Annotated in this window: 17 protein-coding genes; 10 read left to right on the top strand and 7 right to left on the bottom strand. The window is 68.2% G+C overall.

The annotated features are described in order from the left end of the window. Nucleotides 1–63: 63 nt before the first annotated feature. Nucleotides 64–1065, bottom strand: a complete 1002-nt coding sequence (locus ACLJOO_RS24970; RefSeq protein WP_410789786.1) for a glycosyltransferase — start codon at nt 1063–1065, stop codon at nt 64–66. Nucleotides 1066–1085: 20 nt separating this feature from the next. Then, nucleotides 1086–3404, bottom strand: a complete 2319-nt coding sequence (pcrA, locus tag ACLJOO_RS24965; RefSeq protein WP_410789785.1) for a DNA helicase PcrA — start codon at nt 3402–3404, stop codon at nt 1086–1088. 82 nt (nt 3405–3486) lie between these two features. Between pcrA and ACLJOO_RS24960 the strand changes: the two genes are divergently transcribed. After that, nucleotides 3487–4410, top strand: coding sequence for an alpha/beta hydrolase (locus ACLJOO_RS24960; RefSeq protein ID WP_410789784.1), 924 nt, complete (start codon nt 3487–3489; stop codon nt 4408–4410). On the opposite strand, the gene ACLJOO_RS24955 is transcribed toward ACLJOO_RS24960, so the two are convergent. Further along, nucleotides 4407–4763 carry a hypothetical protein gene (locus ACLJOO_RS24955; RefSeq protein WP_410789783.1) on the bottom strand — a complete coding sequence of 119 codons (357 nt, stop codon included), beginning with the start codon at nt 4761–4763 and terminating at the stop codon, nt 4407–4409. The two genes, ACLJOO_RS24960 and ACLJOO_RS24955, sit on opposite strands and share 4 nt — an antisense overlap. A gap of 97 nt (nt 4764–4860) precedes the next feature. Here ACLJOO_RS24955 and ACLJOO_RS24950 point away from each other — a divergent pair, with 97 nt between their 5' ends. Further along, on the top strand, nt 4861–5454 hold the full coding sequence (locus ACLJOO_RS24950; RefSeq protein WP_131344588.1) for a ClpP family protease: 594 nt from the start codon (nt 4861–4863) through the stop codon (nt 5452–5454). Next, nucleotides 5451–6059 (top strand): ClpP family protease, encoded by a 609-nt coding sequence (locus ACLJOO_RS24945; protein ID WP_410789782.1) that lies wholly within the window; start codon nt 5451–5453, stop codon nt 6057–6059. Before ACLJOO_RS24950 ends, ACLJOO_RS24945 begins: the two co-directional genes overlap by 4 nt. Here ACLJOO_RS24945 and ACLJOO_RS24940 read toward each other — a convergent pair. Then, nucleotides 6056–7126: a serine hydrolase domain-containing protein gene (locus ACLJOO_RS24940; RefSeq protein ID WP_410789781.1), complete on the bottom strand. Its 1071-nt coding sequence runs from the start codon at nt 7124–7126 to the stop codon at nt 6056–6058. The two genes, ACLJOO_RS24945 and ACLJOO_RS24940, sit on opposite strands and share 4 nt — an antisense overlap. A gap of 49 nt (nt 7127–7175) precedes the next feature. On the opposite strand from ACLJOO_RS24940, the gene ACLJOO_RS24935 reads away from it, so the two are divergent. Then, complete coding sequence (locus ACLJOO_RS24935; RefSeq protein ID WP_410789780.1) at nt 7176–7895, top strand: PIG-L deacetylase family protein; 720 nt, start codon at nt 7176–7178, stop codon at nt 7893–7895. Between the two features lie 41 nt (nt 7896–7936). Further along, a complete protein-coding gene (locus ACLJOO_RS24930) occupies nt 7937–8662 on the top strand; it encodes an alpha/beta fold hydrolase (protein ID WP_410789779.1) in 726 nt (241 codons plus the stop codon). Here ACLJOO_RS24930 and ACLJOO_RS24925 read toward each other — a convergent pair. Next, complete coding sequence (locus tag ACLJOO_RS24925) at nt 8645–9973, bottom strand: aminopeptidase C (protein ID WP_410789778.1); 1329 nt, start codon at nt 9971–9973, stop codon at nt 8645–8647. The genes ACLJOO_RS24930 and ACLJOO_RS24925 overlap by 18 nt on opposite strands. 136 nt (nt 9974–10109) lie before the next feature. Here ACLJOO_RS24925 and rpsR point away from each other — a divergent pair, with 136 nt between their 5' ends. Next, complete coding sequence (rpsR, locus tag ACLJOO_RS24920; RefSeq protein WP_130382967.1) at nt 10110–10352, top strand: 30S ribosomal protein S18; 243 nt, start codon at nt 10110–10112, stop codon at nt 10350–10352. A gap of 83 nt (nt 10353–10435) precedes the next feature. On the opposite strand, the gene ACLJOO_RS24915 is transcribed toward rpsR, so the two are convergent. Further along, nucleotides 10436–11419: a hypothetical protein gene (locus ACLJOO_RS24915; RefSeq protein ID WP_410789777.1), complete on the bottom strand. Its 984-nt coding sequence runs from the start codon at nt 11417–11419 to the stop codon at nt 10436–10438. A 293-nt stretch (nt 11420–11712) separates the two neighbouring features. Here ACLJOO_RS24915 and ACLJOO_RS24910 point away from each other — a divergent pair, with 293 nt between their 5' ends. The 4 genes from ACLJOO_RS24910 to ACLJOO_RS24895 all read left to right on the top strand — a co-directional run bounded on the left by ACLJOO_RS24910 (nt 11713) and on the right by ACLJOO_RS24895 (nt 15157). Beyond that, the gene (locus ACLJOO_RS24910; protein WP_410789776.1) at nt 11713–12531 is read left to right on the top strand and encodes an LLM class flavin-dependent oxidoreductase; all 819 of its coding nucleotides are present in this window, start codon (nt 11713–11715) and stop codon (nt 12529–12531) included. A 64-nt stretch (nt 12532–12595) separates the two neighbouring features. Then, on the top strand, nt 12596–13075 hold the full coding sequence (locus tag ACLJOO_RS24905; RefSeq protein WP_410789775.1) for a VOC family protein: 480 nt from the start codon (nt 12596–12598) through the stop codon (nt 13073–13075). Nucleotides 13076–13144: 69 nt separating this feature from the next. Next, nucleotides 13145–13498 (top strand): TraR/DksA family transcriptional regulator, encoded by a 354-nt coding sequence (locus tag ACLJOO_RS24900; protein ID WP_410789774.1) that lies wholly within the window; start codon nt 13145–13147, stop codon nt 13496–13498. Between the two features lie 219 nt (nt 13499–13717). Beyond that, nucleotides 13718–15157 carry an META domain-containing protein gene (locus tag ACLJOO_RS24895; protein ID WP_410789773.1) on the top strand — a complete coding sequence of 480 codons (1440 nt, stop codon included), beginning with the start codon at nt 13718–13720 and terminating at the stop codon, nt 15155–15157. Here ACLJOO_RS24895 and ACLJOO_RS24890 read toward each other — a convergent pair. Beyond that, complete coding sequence (locus ACLJOO_RS24890) at nt 15135–15623, bottom strand: GNAT family N-acetyltransferase (protein ID WP_410789772.1); 489 nt, start codon at nt 15621–15623, stop codon at nt 15135–15137. The two genes, ACLJOO_RS24895 and ACLJOO_RS24890, sit on opposite strands and share 23 nt — an antisense overlap. Between the last annotated feature and the right edge of the window lie 84 nt (nt 15624–15707).

Here is a 15707-nt window from a genome sequence, read left to right as displayed (position 1 = left end):
GATTGTCTCAATCTCCGGCTCAGATGCAACGCAAACGCCCGAAAGGTTGACGCGGACTTGCGTTTACCGGCCGCCGCCGGGCCGCCACGGATGGCCACGTTCGGCCGCGGCGACCGGATCATCCGGCCACACGATCGGGTGGGTCGCAGTGCCGGAGCGGCCCGGCAAGGCCCGTGCCGACTCGACGGCAGCAAGCAGGGCCGCAGCGGTCGACTCCGCGGAATAACGCTGCGTGATCCACTCCCGCGCCGCGCCGCGCACGGGATCATCCGCCGGTACGTCGACCAGCTCCAGCGCCCGATCCGCGAGCAGGTGCGGCCGCGCATCGTCGATCCGGAAGGTCCCGGGAGCCTCGAACAACTCCTCGCCGCCACCGGCCGGGTACCCGACCACCAGGCAACCGGCAGCGAGGGCCTCCGCAACCGGGAGGCCGAATCCTTCGGAGATCCCCAGGGCGACGAACACGGAGGTCCGGCCGAGCGCCTCGACCACCTGGCTCTCGCTGAGCTCCGCGAGAACGGCCAGGTCGACCCCGTCCGCACGCGAGTCGTTCCGCAGCAGTCTCTCCAGCACAGCCGCCTCGAGCGGACGGCGCCGTGGCATCCAAGCGATCTGCCGCGTGCGTTCGGGGCCAGGCCGGAACAGGTCGGTGTCGATCGGATTCGGCACGAGATGAACCGGCAGCTCGGGGTGCAGCCGGCCGAGCACGTCGGTGCTCTCCCGCGACACCGCCCAGACCTCCGGCGCCGGGTCCCAGCCGGGATACCCGTCGGTGTCACGCCACGACCAGAAGGTCAGGAAGTGGTTCTGGTTGAAGATCACCTTCCGTACGCCGGGCGCCGGATCGACTCCTGGCAGCAGGTACAGCTCCGGTACGACGAGCAGGTCGTCGGCGGTTAGCTCGAGCTGATCGTTCCCGAGGATCGGCGCGGTCGTCTCGAACCACGGCAGCCGGTAACCCGGCGTACGGAACCACAGGGCGGCGTCGATCCCGGCGGCGCGCAGCAGCTCGACGTGGCGGGCTTGGACCCGGATCCCACCGCCGGGCGAGTCGGGCTCCTTCACCGCATAGATGACCCGGGGGCTCAGATCTTCTCCACCGGTGCGTAGCGCAGCAGCAGGCGCTTGACGCCTTCCGAGCCGAAATCTATGTCTGCTTGGGCCTGTTGGCCCTCGCCGCGGACCACCACGACGGTGCCCATCCCGAAGCTGTCGTGCACCACCCGGTCGCCCGGGTTCAGGCTGACGACGGGCTTGTCGGAGGCCGTCCGGCGGGCCGGCTCGTAGCGGCTCGGGATGCCGCTGCCGCGGGTCGTCCCGGTGCCGGACCATCGCGTGATCGCGGACTCGTCGCGACGCCAGTCGAGCAGCTCGGCCGGGATCTCCTCCAGGAACCGCGACGGCGGGTTGTGCTGCGGAGCGCCGTACGCCGAACGCACCGCGGCACGGGAGATCGCCAGGCGTTGCCGGGCCCGCGTGATGCCGACATACGCGAGCCGGCGCTCTTCCTCGAGCTCCTTCAGATCGGTCAGCGACCGGGAGTGCGGGAAGACGCCGTCCTCCATGCCGGTCAGGAACACGACCGGGAACTCCAGGCCCTTCGCGGTGTGCAGAGTCATCAGCGTGACCACACCGCCGTCGTCGGCCGCGTCCGGGATCTGGTCGGCGTCGGCGACCAGCGCGACCCGCTCCAGGAACGCCTGCAGATCGGCGGCCTCGCCGGCGGCGGTGCGCTCCTCGACGAACTCACGTGCCACGGAGATGAACTCGTCCAGGTTCTCCAGGCGGGTCTCGTCCTGCGGATCCGGGGACTTCTGCAGCGTCTCGTAGTACCCGGAGCGGTGCAGGGCGACGTCCAGGATGTCGTCCGGCGGGGCTCCCGAGTCAACCATCGCGGTCAGCTCGTCGAGGATGTCGACGAACGCCTGGACCGCGTTCACCGAGCGCGACGCCATCGCCGGCGCCTCGTCGGCCCGGCGCATCGCGGCCGCGAACGAGATCCGGTCCCGCTGGGCGAGCGCCTCGATCGCGGCCTCGGCCCGGTCGCCGATCCCGCGCTTCGGCTCGTTCATGATCCGGCGCAGCGAGACGGTGTCCTCCGGGTTCACCAGCACCCGCAGGTACGCGAGCGCGTCGCGGACCTCCTTGCGCTCGTAGAACCGGACGCCGCCGACCACCTTGTACGGATGGCCGGTCCGGATGAAGACTTCCTCGAACACCCGGGACTGCGCGTTGGTCCGGTAGAACACCGCGACGTCGGACGGCTTCACACTGTCGGCGTCGGCGAGCCGGTCGATCTCGTCGGCGACGAACTGCGCCTCGTCGTGCTCGTTGTCCGCGACGTACACCGCGATCTGCTCGCCCTGACCCTGGTCGGACCAGAGGTTCTTCGCCTTGCGGCCCTCGTTCCGGCTGATCACCGCGTTGGCCGCGGTCAGGATGGTCTGGGTGGAGCGGTAGTTCTGCTCCAGCAGGATCGTCTCGGCGCCGGCGAAGTCCTCCTCGAACGCGAGGATGTTGCGGATCGTCGCCCCGCGGAACGCGTAGATCGACTGGTCGGAGTCGCCCACCACCATCAGCTCGGCGGGCGGCGCCGTCGGGCCGTTGTGATCCGGGGCGTCCTCACCGCAGAGCTCGCGGATCAGCGTGTACTGCGCGTGGTTCGTGTCCTGGTACTCGTCGACGAGCACGTGGCGGAAACGGCGCCGGTAGTACTCACGGACCTCAGGGAAGGCCTGCAGCAGGTTGACCGTGGTCATCAGCAGGTCGTCGAAGTCGAGGGCGTTCGCCTGGGCGAGCCGCTCCTGGTAGATCCGGTAGCACTCGGCGTACGTCTCCTCGAGATGATTCTCCGCCTTCGCGGCGGAGGTCTCGTGGTCGATCAGCTCGTTCTTCTGGGTGCTGATCCAGTTCAGCACGGCGCGCGGGTTGTAGCGCTTGACGTCCAGGTCGAGCTCGCGGCAGACCAGCGTCATCAGCCGCCGCGAGTCGGTGTCGTCGTAGATCGAGAACGTCGAGTTGATCCCGAACCGCTTGATGTCGCGGCGGAGGATCCGCACACAGGACGAGTGGAACGTCGAGACCCACATCAGCTTCGCCCGCGGGCCGACCAGGTCCACCACCCGTTCGCGCATCTCGGCGGCGGCCTTGTTGGTGAACGTGATCGCGAGGATCGAGCCGGGGTGCGCGTCGCGGGCCGCCAGCAGGTAGGCGATCCGGCGGGTCAGCACCCGCGTCTTACCGGACCCGGCACCGGCCACCACCAGCAGTGGCTTGCCGGCATGCACCACGGCGGCGCGCTGCTGCGGGTTCAGTCCCTCGAGCAGCGCATCCGGGTCGGCCCGAGACGTCTTCGACTCCTCCAGCGGCACCGGGAGCTCATCAGGCGAAAACAGCGTAGTCATCACCGACCACCTTAGGCGCTCCACCGGACACTTTCCGAAAACGGGTTCGAACCGCGCGTCCGGGGCTGCGAGGATCAGCCTCATGGACGCCTCCGAGCTGCGGTACGACGACCTGGTGGACCGGATCGAGGTCCTCTACAACGACCACCGCTACCGCGCCGCCACTGACCTGCTGAACGCGGAGCGCGACGGGCTGGAGGTGTGGGCGGCCGAACTCGCTCATCTGAAGGCCTGCCTGCTAGGTGCGGACGGCGACGCCGACGGGGCACTGCGGGTATTGCAGGACGCGAGTACGGCGGGTGCGTGGTGGCGGCGGTCGATCCTGACCGAGGACGACGACTTGGCCGCACTGCAGGACCGCCCTGCGTTCTTGGAACTGATCGAGCTGTCGGAGTCCCGGGTGGTCGATGATCCGGTCCCACCCCTGATGGCGCTACCCGGTCAGGCAGTTGATGGGGGCTTGCGTGGGGTTGTGGTGGCGCTGCATGGGGCGGGGCAGACGGCGGGGCATGCTCGGCGGGACTGGGGCGGGGTGGTGGAGCTCGGGTATGCCTTGGTTTGTGTGCAGTCGTCGTACCGGATGTCGCCGAGGTATCGCACCTGGCCCGACCCCGAGCAAGCACGCGCAGACATCGCCCGTGCCCTCGCCGAACTACCCGCCGCGATCGCCGACGTCGCTGGTACGGATGCCGCGGGCCGGCTGCCGGTGGTCGCAGCGGGGTTCTCGGCCGGTGGGCGTGTGGCTCTGGACTGGGCGCTGACCGGCCGGCCGACGGCTGTTGCTGGTGTGCTCGCGTTGGCGCCCGCGTTGCGTGAGCTTCCGGCGTACGCGGGCGGGAAGTTGTCGCCGGCAACGATCTGGATCGGGACCGACGACGACCTGCTCGAAGTCGTGGACGGTGCGGCCGAACAGCTCACCGGGTTCGGCTGCAGCATCGAGCGGCTACCGGGACTCGGTCACGCGTTCCCGGCCGCCTTCGACGAACTGCTGGCCGGCGTTCTCTAGGACTGCTGGCGGGTGAGGTGCAGGGTCACCGGGGTGGTCGTGCCGAGCCAGTGCATCTTGGCGTTGTGGTCGTCGTACGACGTGATGCGCAGGCCGGGGACGCCTTCGATGGTGCCCTCGTAGTCCTTCGCGGCCAGGTAGGCAACGACGTCGGCGAGTTCGGGGCCGTCCATCCACTCGATGCGGGCGAGGTCGGGGCGCGCCTGCCACATGTCGACCCAGGCGGCCGGATCCTCGCTGAACAACGTCGTACGCAGAATCATCGACACCGCGCCGAGCAGCGTCGCGGCCGGGGTGGCCGTCAGTTCCAGCAGGGTGCGCTCCCGCTCTGACAGGTCGTCGCTCAAAATCACTCGCAGGACATTGCCATAGGAACAGCTTTGCTGTGGGCAGACTTGCCGTCAGCAGAAAAGCTGGGATGACGCCGTTCGCGCGGTCACTGTGGATGACATGGCAGAAGACATGAAACCGCCGATGTTCAACGAGTCCGCCCGGCAGCGGCTGCTCGGGCAGCGGATCGTCGTACTGGACGGAGTCCTCGACGACGACAACGGGACCTTGCTGGCCACCCAGATCCTCACGCTGGCGGCCGAGGACCCGGACACCGACATCGCGTTCTGGATCCACTCGCTCGGCGGTTCGGTGCCGTCGATGCTGGCGATCCGGGACGTGATGCGGCTGGTGCCGTGCGACGTGTCGACGCTGGCGATCGGGCTGGCCTGCAGCGCGGGGCAGTTCCTGCTGTCGGCCGGTACGCCGGGGAAGCGCTACGCGTTGCGGCACGCCCGCGTCCTGATGCACCAGGGCTCGGCCGGTATCGGCGGATCCGCGGTCGAGATCGAGATCCAGGCCAACGACCTGCGGCACATCCGCGACACCGTACTCGGGCTGATCGCCGAGGACACCGGGCAGCCGTTCGACATCGTGCACGAGGACTCGCTGCACGACCACTGGTACACCGCCGACCAGGCCCGCGAGTACGGCTTCATCGACCACATCGTCGAGTCCTTCGACCAGGTCATGCCCAGGAAGGCGGCAGCATGAGCAGCTACACGATCCCGAACGTCATCGCTCAGCACCCGCGCGGCGAGCGGATCATGGACGTCTACTCGCATCTGCTGACCGAGCGCGTCATCTACCTCGGGACCGGGATCGACTCCGGTGTCGCGAACGCGATCATCGCGCAGCTGCTGCACCTGGAGACGGACAATCCCGAGGCGGAGATCAACCTCTACATCAACTGCGAGGGCGGCGACATGTCCGCGATGCTTGCGATCTACGACACGATGCAGTACATCCAGTCGCCGATCGCGACGTACGGCGTCGGGCAGGCGATCTCCGCCGGTGCGGTGCTGCTCGCGGCCGGTACGGCGGGGCGTCGCGCGATCCTGCCGCACGCGCGCGTCGTACTGCACCAGCCGGCCGGCCGTGGTCAGGGCACGATCCCGGACCTGATCCTGCAGGCGGACGAGGTGGTACGGGTGCGCGGCCAGGTCGAGGAGATCCTGGCTCGGCACACTGGCCAGTCCGTCGAGCGGTTGCGGCACGACACCGACCGCGACCACGTGCTGACCGCGGCCGGCGCCAAGGAGTACGGCATCGTCGACCTTGTGATCAACGAGCGGACCCCGGCTCCCGTGCTCACCTAGTCGGCGGCTGCGAGGACCTTGTCGGCGACGGCGGCGTGGTGCAGGAGGTCGGGCTGGGGGCGGCCGACCCGGTTGGTCAGGTACGCGTACGCGATCCTGCGATCCGGGTCGGCCCACCCGATACAGCAGTTGCTTCCGTTGTGACCGAACGTCCGCGGACTGCTCAACGAGCCCAAGGACGAAACGGCACCCTCCATCCACCGCGGCCCGCCGAGCTGGAAGCCCTGAGACCACCGGACCGGTGCCCGCGCCACCGGGTCGTACTCACCTTCACTGGTCGGCTCGAGCGCGATCGCGAGCGACTCCGGCCGCAGCAACCGACCCTCGAGCAACGCCTGGTAGAGCTCCGCCAGGTCGGGCGCGGTCGTCGAGATCCCGGCAGCGGGTACGACGGCCTCGCGCGTACTGCGGCGGTTCACGACGGACTGGATGAACGGGCCGACTGGACCCCACGCGCGGATCGGCACGTGCCGGTCCCAGAGCTCGTCGGGGAGCCCGAGGTACGTGTCCGCGACGCCGAGCGGTTCGAGGACCGTACGGCGTACCAGCTCGTCGATCGGCGTCCCGGTGCAGCGCTGTACAACCTCACCGAGAATGAAACCGAACGCCAGCGGGCTGTACGCGACGGTCCCAATCGGATAGCGCGGCTTCGCCTCCTCGATCCGGCGCAGCGCGCGGTCCCAGTCGGTCATCGCACGGACCTCGCCGACGTACGAGCCCGCGTTGGTGACGCCGGACCGGTGCCGCAGGACCTCGCGGACGGTGATCTCACGTTTGCCGTTGTGCGCGAACTCCGGCCAGTACGCAGCGACGGCATCGTCGAGATGCAGCCGGCCGGACTCGACGAGCTGGTGGATCACGATCGCGAGGTACGGCTTGCTTGCGGAGAAGAGCCAGAACAACGCGTTCGGTGAACACCCGAAGGAGCGGTCGACCACCGTCCGGCCGTCCCGGACGACGCACAACTGCGCGACCCCACCACGTGCCTCGATCAGACCGATCGCCTCCGCGAGCCGATCGGGGTCGAAGCCGGTGTCCTGGGGGTCGCAGACCCCACCGAACTCCATGGGTTCCACTGTGCCTGCCTGGGCAAACAGCTAAGGTCTGGGAGTGAGCGTGCCCGAGACAAAACCGCGACCGGACGACGAGATCGAGCGGATCCTCGTGGTCGTCGCGCACCCGGACGACATCGACTTCGGCGGCGCCGGCACGGTCGCGCTGTGGACCAAGGCCGGTATCGAGGTCCAGTACTGCATCGTCACCGACGGGCAGGCCGGCGGCTTCGAACCGGATCGGGACCGCGCCGAGATTCCCGCCGTACGACGGGCCGAGCAGGCCGCCGCCGCTCAGCACGTCGGGGTCCGCGACCTGCACTTCCTCGGGTACCAGGACGGGTACGTCGAGCCGACCGCGGAGCTCGTCCGCGACATCAGCCAGGTGATCCGCAAGGTGCGCCCGCAGCGGCTGCTCACGCAGTCACCCGAGCGTTCGTGGCATCGCCTGCAGGTCTCCCACCCCGACCACATGGCCGCCGCGGAGGCGACGGTCCGCGCGTTCTATCCGGCCGCCGGGAACCCGTACGCGTACCCGGACCTGACCGAGGAGGCGTGGGAGGTCGGCGAGCTGTGGATGATGGACCACCCGGTCGCGAACCACTACGTCGACATCACCGACACCTTCGACCAGAAGATGGCGGCCCTGATGTCCCACACCAGCCAGCACCGCGACCCGGACGGCCTCCGCACCAGCATCCGCGCCAACTTCGCCCGCGTCGCGACCGCCGCCGGCCTCCCCGCCAACCACTACGCCGAGGCCTTCACCGTCATCCGCCTCTAATCGGTTTGCTTGCAGGAGGGCTCGCCGTGGAAGGTGCAGCCATGACGATTTCCTATGACGTGACCGGGGACGGCCCGGATCTCCTGCTCGTGCACGCAGGAGTGGCCGATGCCCGGATGTGGGCCCGGCAGGTGGAAGAGCTCAAGTCGAGCCATCGGGTGATCACGCTGGACCTCCGCGGGTACGGCGAGACGCCGCTCGACCCGAAGTACTCCGACGCGGGTGATGTGCTCGCACTCCTCGAAGAGGTCGGCGCGCGGGACGTGGCGGCGGTCGGAGCGTCGTACGGCGGGTACGTCGTACAGCAGGTGGCGAGCCGGAAGCCGGAGCTGTTCTCCCGGCTGGTGCTGCTCTGTGCACCGACCGACAACGTGCAGCCCGACGACGAACTGCGGGCGCTGTGGGCCGAGGAGAACAAGCTGCTCGAGGCCGGCGACGTCGACGGGGCAACCGATCTCACCGTACGGCGCTGGATCGGCCCCGACGCAGACGACGAAGCCCGCGAACTGCTACGGGTGATGCAGAAGCGCGCGTACGACGTACAACTGGCCGCCGGTGACGTGGACAACGAAGAATGGCCGGTCGAACCCGAAAAGATCGACGCGCCGGTGCGATTGATCACCGGCGCGCACGATTTCAAGTTCTTCACCGACAGCGCGGACTACCTGGCAGAACGGCTCCCGACCGCCGAGCGCCTCCACCTCCCGTGGGCCGGCCACCTGCCGACCCTCGAGAGGCCTGCCGACACATTAGGCCTGATCGGCTAGGGCGCCCATCGGGTCCCAGGCGGGGAGGACGATCGGGGCGTCGTCCAGGCGGGCCTGCAGTTCGGCGGGCAGTGCGGAGCGGCGTACGGCGACCTCGAAGACGTGCTCGCCGAACCACGAGTCGTTCATGGTCCAGAAGCCGCTGTCGGCCTTCTCGTCGCCCCAGCTGTTCTCGACCCGCCAGCGGCGCGGCTTGCCGTCCACCACGTCGACGCCGGTGAACAGCATCGCGTGCGTCATCAGCGTCTCGTGGTGCACCAGCCGCTCGGCCTTGTCCAGCGTGAACTCGGTGTCGTAGACGGCGCCGTAGTCGTACAGCTTGGCGTCCCAGAAGCCGAGGTCGGAGTTCATCTGCTTGCCGACGTCGCAGCCGAACCAGACCGGCTCGCCGCCGACGATCGCGTCCTGGGTGAGCTGCTTGATCAGGTCGATCTCGACGTTCAGGTACACCACCGGCGGGGCGTCGATGACGTTGCCGAGGAAGTCGACGGTGAAGGTCCGGCCGACCGGGCTGCTCTCCCGCGGGTCGTGCACGAGACAGACGTACTCGTCGACCGGCAACTGCACGTATGCCGCCGCGAACTCGGTCGGAGTGGTCCAGCCGTCGCGGTGGAAGCCCTTGTCGGTGTCCTTCCACTGCCACAGGAACTTCTGCGGCGGCGTACCGAGGTGGATGCTCAGCACCCGGTGCACGGTGGTCAGGATCTCCCGCTTGCGGTCGCGGCGGGCGTCGTCGGTGTCGAGCGCCCGCAGGTCGCGCGCGCCCTGGCGGAGCAGCTTGCGGAGGGCATCGTTCAGCTGCGCGGTCGCAGACGAGCTCTCGGTCTCCGGCATCGCCGACTTCGGCACCAGGCCGTGCTTGCGGACCAGCGCGACGAACATGTTCCACTGGCCGCCGTCACCGATCGGGTCCGACAGCAGGTGCGCGACCGTCCGGTCGTCGACATCCCGCTCGGAGGTCTCGATGATCGCCTCGAGGAAGAAGTTCGAGCGCTCGAACTTGTCCCAGAACAGCAGGTAGTTCTGGGAGAACTCGAAGTCCTTGACCCCGAGCTTCTCGGCCGCGCCGGCGCGGAGCAGGTTCAGCCCGGCGAACAGCCAGCACCGACCGCTCTTCTTCTGATTGGTGACCTTCCAGTCGTCCAGCAGATTGGACACCGAGTGGTCCATCGACGTGACGACCTGGCGATCCAGGGCGATGCTGTTGACCGGCGTCTGCGTGACGGCGTTCTGCATCACCCGGTACTGCGGGTTCGACGCGAACTCCTTCTCGAAGAGCGCGAGCTGATCGGCTGTGAGATTCCGCTCCATAAGAGTCGACGGTATAACAGCCGCCAAGCCCGGACCGAAGGATCGGAGTGGCGTATCGATGCCCTGGCCGAAACGCGCCACCGGTGAGACCTTGCGCTACGCTAGTTGAAAACGACATTCAACAAAGGAGGCCGTCATGGCCCGACGCCCGGTGCCGACCGGCAAGCGCAAGCCGAAGCAGAATCCGCTGGACCGCGACGGCATCACCTTCATCGACTACAAGGACACCGCGCTGCTGCGAAAGTTCATCTCCGACCGCGGCAAGATCCGCTCCCGCCGCGTCACCGGCCTGTCGGTGCAGCAGCAGAAGCAGGTCGCGCGAGCCATCAAGAACGCCCGCGAGATGGCCCTGCTCCCCTACACGTCATCCGGCCGGTAAGAGCCCTGCGATCCGCCCCGGACCTGGTCATCCCGCTTCAAGACGTCCTCGCTCTGGGCAAGTGACCGGGAGGGCTTAGGTGGTCACGATGTGCAGGACCAGGTCACCGGACGGGAACGGCCCGCTGCGTCTGCGCTGGTGCCCGCAGCTGTGTCGTCGTCGGTCGCCACCGTGGCAGCCGTGGAGAAGGTGTCGCCGGCCGCGAGCGTGGGGAGCTTTTGCTCCTGGTCACCGATCCAGATCACCGCACCGAAGTCAGGATCGAACCCCACCACCGTTCCGTGGCCGTTCACGGCGTACGGCGTGGCCTGGTTCCCCGGCAAGGCACGTGGACCGGTCGGCGCCCACACGACCGGTCCACCCAGATCCCCGGATCCGCTGGTCAGGACGGCACTGCCGACGACGTACGGACCCGCGGCTGCGCGAGCGATCGAGTTGGTTCCGGGGACCGGGCCGGGCAGCGTCGTCAGCCCTTCGCGGACCGTGCCCGCGATGGCCTCCTGCCTGAACTCACCGACCGTCTCGGTCCACCCCACGACGGTGCCCTGATCGGACACGTCAGTGAGGTACGCCGAGCCTGCCACCACACCGAGATCCTGGATCGACTGCGGGGAGTGCGCGGACCAGGCGACCGCGTGGCTGGTGTCCTCACCCGCCGCGTAGCCGACGATCAGGCCCGCGTTGTTGATCGCCGTCGGTACGGCGAAGCCGCCGCCGGTCAGCGTCGGGAGGTCGATCAGCTGGCCATCGCGCCAAAGGACTCCGCGCGACGACATGTCCTCACCGTAAACGACGCCGACCACGTCGCCTTGGCTGTTCACGTCCTGCGCGACCGCGCCCACACCGCTGGGAGCGTCGAGCACTGCCACCTCGCCGTCGTGCCACACCAAGGCGCGAGTCCTGCCGTCCGCATCGACGCCGGAGCCGGCAAACGAGTCGTGGCGATCGCCGTTGTACACGGTCCCGGAGCTCCATCCAGCCGGCATCGGGAGCTCGTTGATCACCCAGGTGCAGCCGGTGTCGTCCAGAGTGCTCAACTGCTCAGCCGCCATGGCCGGCGGCGACATCTGCACCACCGTCACAGCCAGACCGGCAACGAGACCGGCGAACTTCGGTAAGCATCGAAAACGGCGCACTGAAGGCACTATTTGTCCCCACCCCTCCACGACGGATGCGCCACTATAGCGGCCGATCAACGGCTCGGACGAGGGAGAATCCCGATCTGCCCTGTTGATCGCACCGGACGCGACGAGATCACGTTTCTCCGTGTCGTGTGCGGGTGCTGTCGGATTCTGGCTGGCCGGTTCGTGGAGAGGGCAAGAAGATCGAACAAAGGTCCCCAGACTCAAGGAGAACCACGATGCCCGACCAGGCCAGCCGAGCCACCAGACCATTCCGCTTCGGGGTCGTTGCCCCGCTCACTTCTGACCTGCCGACGTGGCGAGACCGCGTGCGCCGCATCGCCGACAGCGGTTACTCAACGTTGCTGATGCCCGATGTTCCTACCTGGCAACCAGCACTTGGCCCCACGCTGGCAACCGCGGCCGCGCTCGCTGACCTGCGGATCGGCTCCTGGGTCTATGCCGCCGCGCTGCGCGAACCATGGAGCACAGCATGGGAAGCTCACTCACTCTCAGTACTCACAGAAGGCCGCTTCGAAATGGGCATCGGCGCGGGCCGACCCGGGATCGAAGTCGAGCTCGGGCGGCCTGCCGTCTCCCCGGCTGAGCGTCGTACCCGAATGCGCGAGACCGTGGCGGCCCTGCGTACGTTCGACGGTCCCGATCTGCATACACCGGTGGTCATGGCAGTGAGCGGACCGAAGTCGCAGGCGCTGGCGCTCGAAGTCGCTGACGCAGTCACATTCGTACTCCCGACGGACGACGATCGGGTCGAAACCACGAAGCGGGTCCGTGACTTCGCCGGCCACCGGGACATCGAACTCGCCCAGCACGTCGCCGCCGTCGGCGACCGTGTCGCTCCGTTCATGGCGCCGCCCGACCTCGACACCGCAGCACTCCGCGCGGCCGACTCGCTCGTCATACTGCCGAGTGACCCCGCGGCAGCCGCCGACGAAATCGAACGCCGACGCGAAGAGATCGGCTTCTCCTATTTCGTCATCGGCGCCGACTTCGCCGACGCACTCGCGCCGGTCGTAGCCAAGCTGGCCGGCGAGTAGGCGGTGGACGGGTCGGACGGGTGGCCGTCATCCTCGGGGGAGGCCTACTTCGAGGGGAATCGCAATGGACCTGGGCTTCGAGCGGATCCTGCAGGTGAAGATCCCGGTGACGGATCTCCAGCGCAGCGTCAACTGGTACCGGCGGGTGTTCGGGCTGCGGCTGGCCTGGGAGTTCGGCGAGCCCGGCGTCGTCACCGGCGCGGTCCTGACCGATGACGCCGAGCGGTTTCTCATCGGCCTGCGACGGCTCGACACCGTGCCCGGCGAGCCGTCACTGGCCGGCTTCGACGTCGTCAGCCTCGGCGTGCCGTCGGTCGACGTACTGAAGGCGCTGGCCGAGCGTTTCGACGAACTCGGCGTGGAGCACGGCCCACTGTTCGACCGTGGGCCGGGAGGTGGCGTGCAACTCGACGTACCGGATCCCGACGGCACGGTGATCCGGATCCTGTCGCCGTTCGGGCAGCACGCACCGTTCACCGGCGTCGAGTTCGGGCCCGACGGGGCGCCCACCTTCTACACAACCCCACGCCTACAGCTGGACTGAAGGAGGAACCCGGGAACCCGACGTTCTGGCTGTCCCGCGTCCGGTGAGCGGTCGAGTCAGAATTGATGGATGGATGATCCGCGTGCTCAACTCGAGCGTGAGCGGCAGAAGACGATCGACCGCCTGGCGAACCTGACCGAGGACTTCGACAAGGTCGTGGCTGCCTCGCGCGACAGCAACGCCGACGACGAGCACGATCCCGAGGGTTCAACGATCGCGTTCGAGCGGTCCCAGCTCGGCGCGCTGGCCGAGCAGGCCCGGAGGACCCTGACGGAGATCGATGCCGCACTCGCCCGCCTTGCGGCTGGAACCTACACAACCTGTGAGCGCTGCGGCCGACCGATCTCGAAAGACCGGCTCCGGGCACGTCCCGCGGTCCGCACCTGCATCAGCTGTGCATCTGGCGGTCCCCCAGGGGCGTGATCTACTGCGCGTGCGTCCGGCTGATCAGGGATTGCAGAAGGGCCGGGCCAGCGTGAGGTCGGCGTCCACTCGGCGCAAACCGGCGGCAGCCGGATTCTCGCGCGGCAGGCACCGAGTGAGCAGCGCACGTCCTCCGGCCGGTAAGCCTCACGCGGTGCTTCGCCCGTCCAACCTGGACGGACCGATCGGCACCCGGCTGATACTTGGGGAGTGTCGGAGATGGATCTGCCTGAGTTCGATCGCGCGCTGTTGCACGCGGTCGAGGTGCTGCGCGGGGGTGGGGCTGTTGTCGTGACCAATCCCAGTCCGCTGACGTACGGCGTGGTGGCGCGCGATGCCCGTGCTGTGAATCTCCTGAGAGGACGCCCTGTTGACCAGCCGGTCGCGATCTCGGTCCACTCGGAAGCCGCGCACGATCAGCTGTTCCATTACCTCGACCTCCCGACCGACGTCCTCGCCACGATCGACTTCGCGCTCGCCGAGCGAATCTCCGTACTGGCGCCGATCCGGTCCGACCCGACGATGCCCGAGTGGCTGGCGCCGGCCATCAAGGACGGCTGGGTGCTGTTCTTCGACGGATACTGGGGTCCAATGGCGTACCTGTGGGAGAGCCACCCCTTCCTGTACGGAAGTAGCGCCAACCGAACCAGCGAGGCCCCGGTCACCTCCGCCGCCGAAGCCCGCGCGCAGTTTCCGGCCGACACCATGATCATCGACGCCGACGATCGACGTACGCCGGCCGCCGCCTACGGAGCCCGCACGATCATCCGCGTCGCCCCGGACGGTGGGCTGACGCTGCATCGACCGGGCATCCAGGACCAGGCGGCGGGTGGACCCGAGGTACTCCTGGACCGACTGCGCGAGTTCACATCCGCGCTCGCGGTCCTGGACGGATCGATCAGTACGCCGCTGGGCAAGACCTATCTGTCGACGGCGGTGGTTGAGGACGGCGTACCCAAGCAGTTGGCGCCGAACACGCGGATCCGGCTCGGGTTCGCGCGAGTGCCCAACAAGAACGCGGACGGTCCACGGGTGTACGACGTCGTGCGAGCGGACGTCGGTTGCAACAGCCTGGGCACATCCGTCGCGGCCGGCGAACTGCTGACCGACGGACGTCTGTCGATCCCTGGGCTCGGCGGCACCCAGGTCGGCTGCCTGCCGCCGCTTCGGGAGCAGGAGGACTGGTTGAAGACGTTCCTGACGAGCAAGCCCTCCTGGCGGCTGAACGGTGACGAGCTCGCCCTCGCCTCAGGTGGTACGACGATCACGCTGCTGGACCGGAAGATCGCCGAACCAGACTTCCCGCTCGACGGGATCAGGTGGAAGGTCGTCACCACCATCACGAACGCCGACCTGCGCCATCACCGCTATCACGCCGAGCAGGCGTGGATCAGCTTCGACGGCGGGCACCTGACCGGCTGGAGCGGATGCAACGAACACTCCGGCGTCGTCACCCGCAACAACACAGAACTGACCTTCAGCCAGGTCGCCATCCCCGACCGCGCCTGCGCAGCCGAAACCGCCGAGGTAGAGGCCGCGATCCTGGCCACCCTCGGCCCCGCGGTCGCCTACACCATCGACCACAACCAGCTAACCCTTCTGGCCCCCTCCGGCATCGGCCTCGACCTGAAAGCGGCTAAGCCAGTTGCTTACGCATGAGAGTGATCCGCGTTTCGTAGCGGGTCGTGGATCCGTCCGCAGCCCCCTCGTCCCACGAGCCGATCTCGTGGCCGCTCACCACGTAGCCCAACCGCTCGTACAAGCCGCGCGGCCGCGATCTGTTGTCGTCCACGCCCAACTCGACCCAGCGGAGTCCGCGGCCTCGAGCTCGCTGCTCCAACGCCTCGATCAGGACTGAGCCGATCCCGCATGAGCGCAGCTCTGCCCGGACCGACAGCTGCCAGAGGGTCGCCCCACCGGGCGGTTTGGTGTAGTCGACCCCACCGACCGCAACTGGCAGACCGGAAGGCGGACAGACCGCCAAGTAGTCGACCTCGCCGCGGCGGGCACGTCGGATCGCTTCGGCTACGTACGCGACATCCGTCACTGTCCCGTACCAGCCGCAGGCGGGCAGGTCGGCTTCGGTCAGATCGCGAACGGTCAGCGGTACGACGACCTCGGCCATATCGGCCACCGTCGCAGGTGAGCGCCCGCGACCGCCAACGATTTAGCGCGGATCGCTCTCACGCCGACGGTTGCCTGCGCCCAT

This window comes from Kribbella sp. C-35, from assembly GCF_046549195.1.
GTDB lineage: Bacteria > Actinomycetota > Actinomycetes > Propionibacteriales > Kribbellaceae > Kribbella.
Note: the sequence above shows the minus strand (reverse complement) of the source record. Positions and strands in the feature narration are given on the sequence as shown.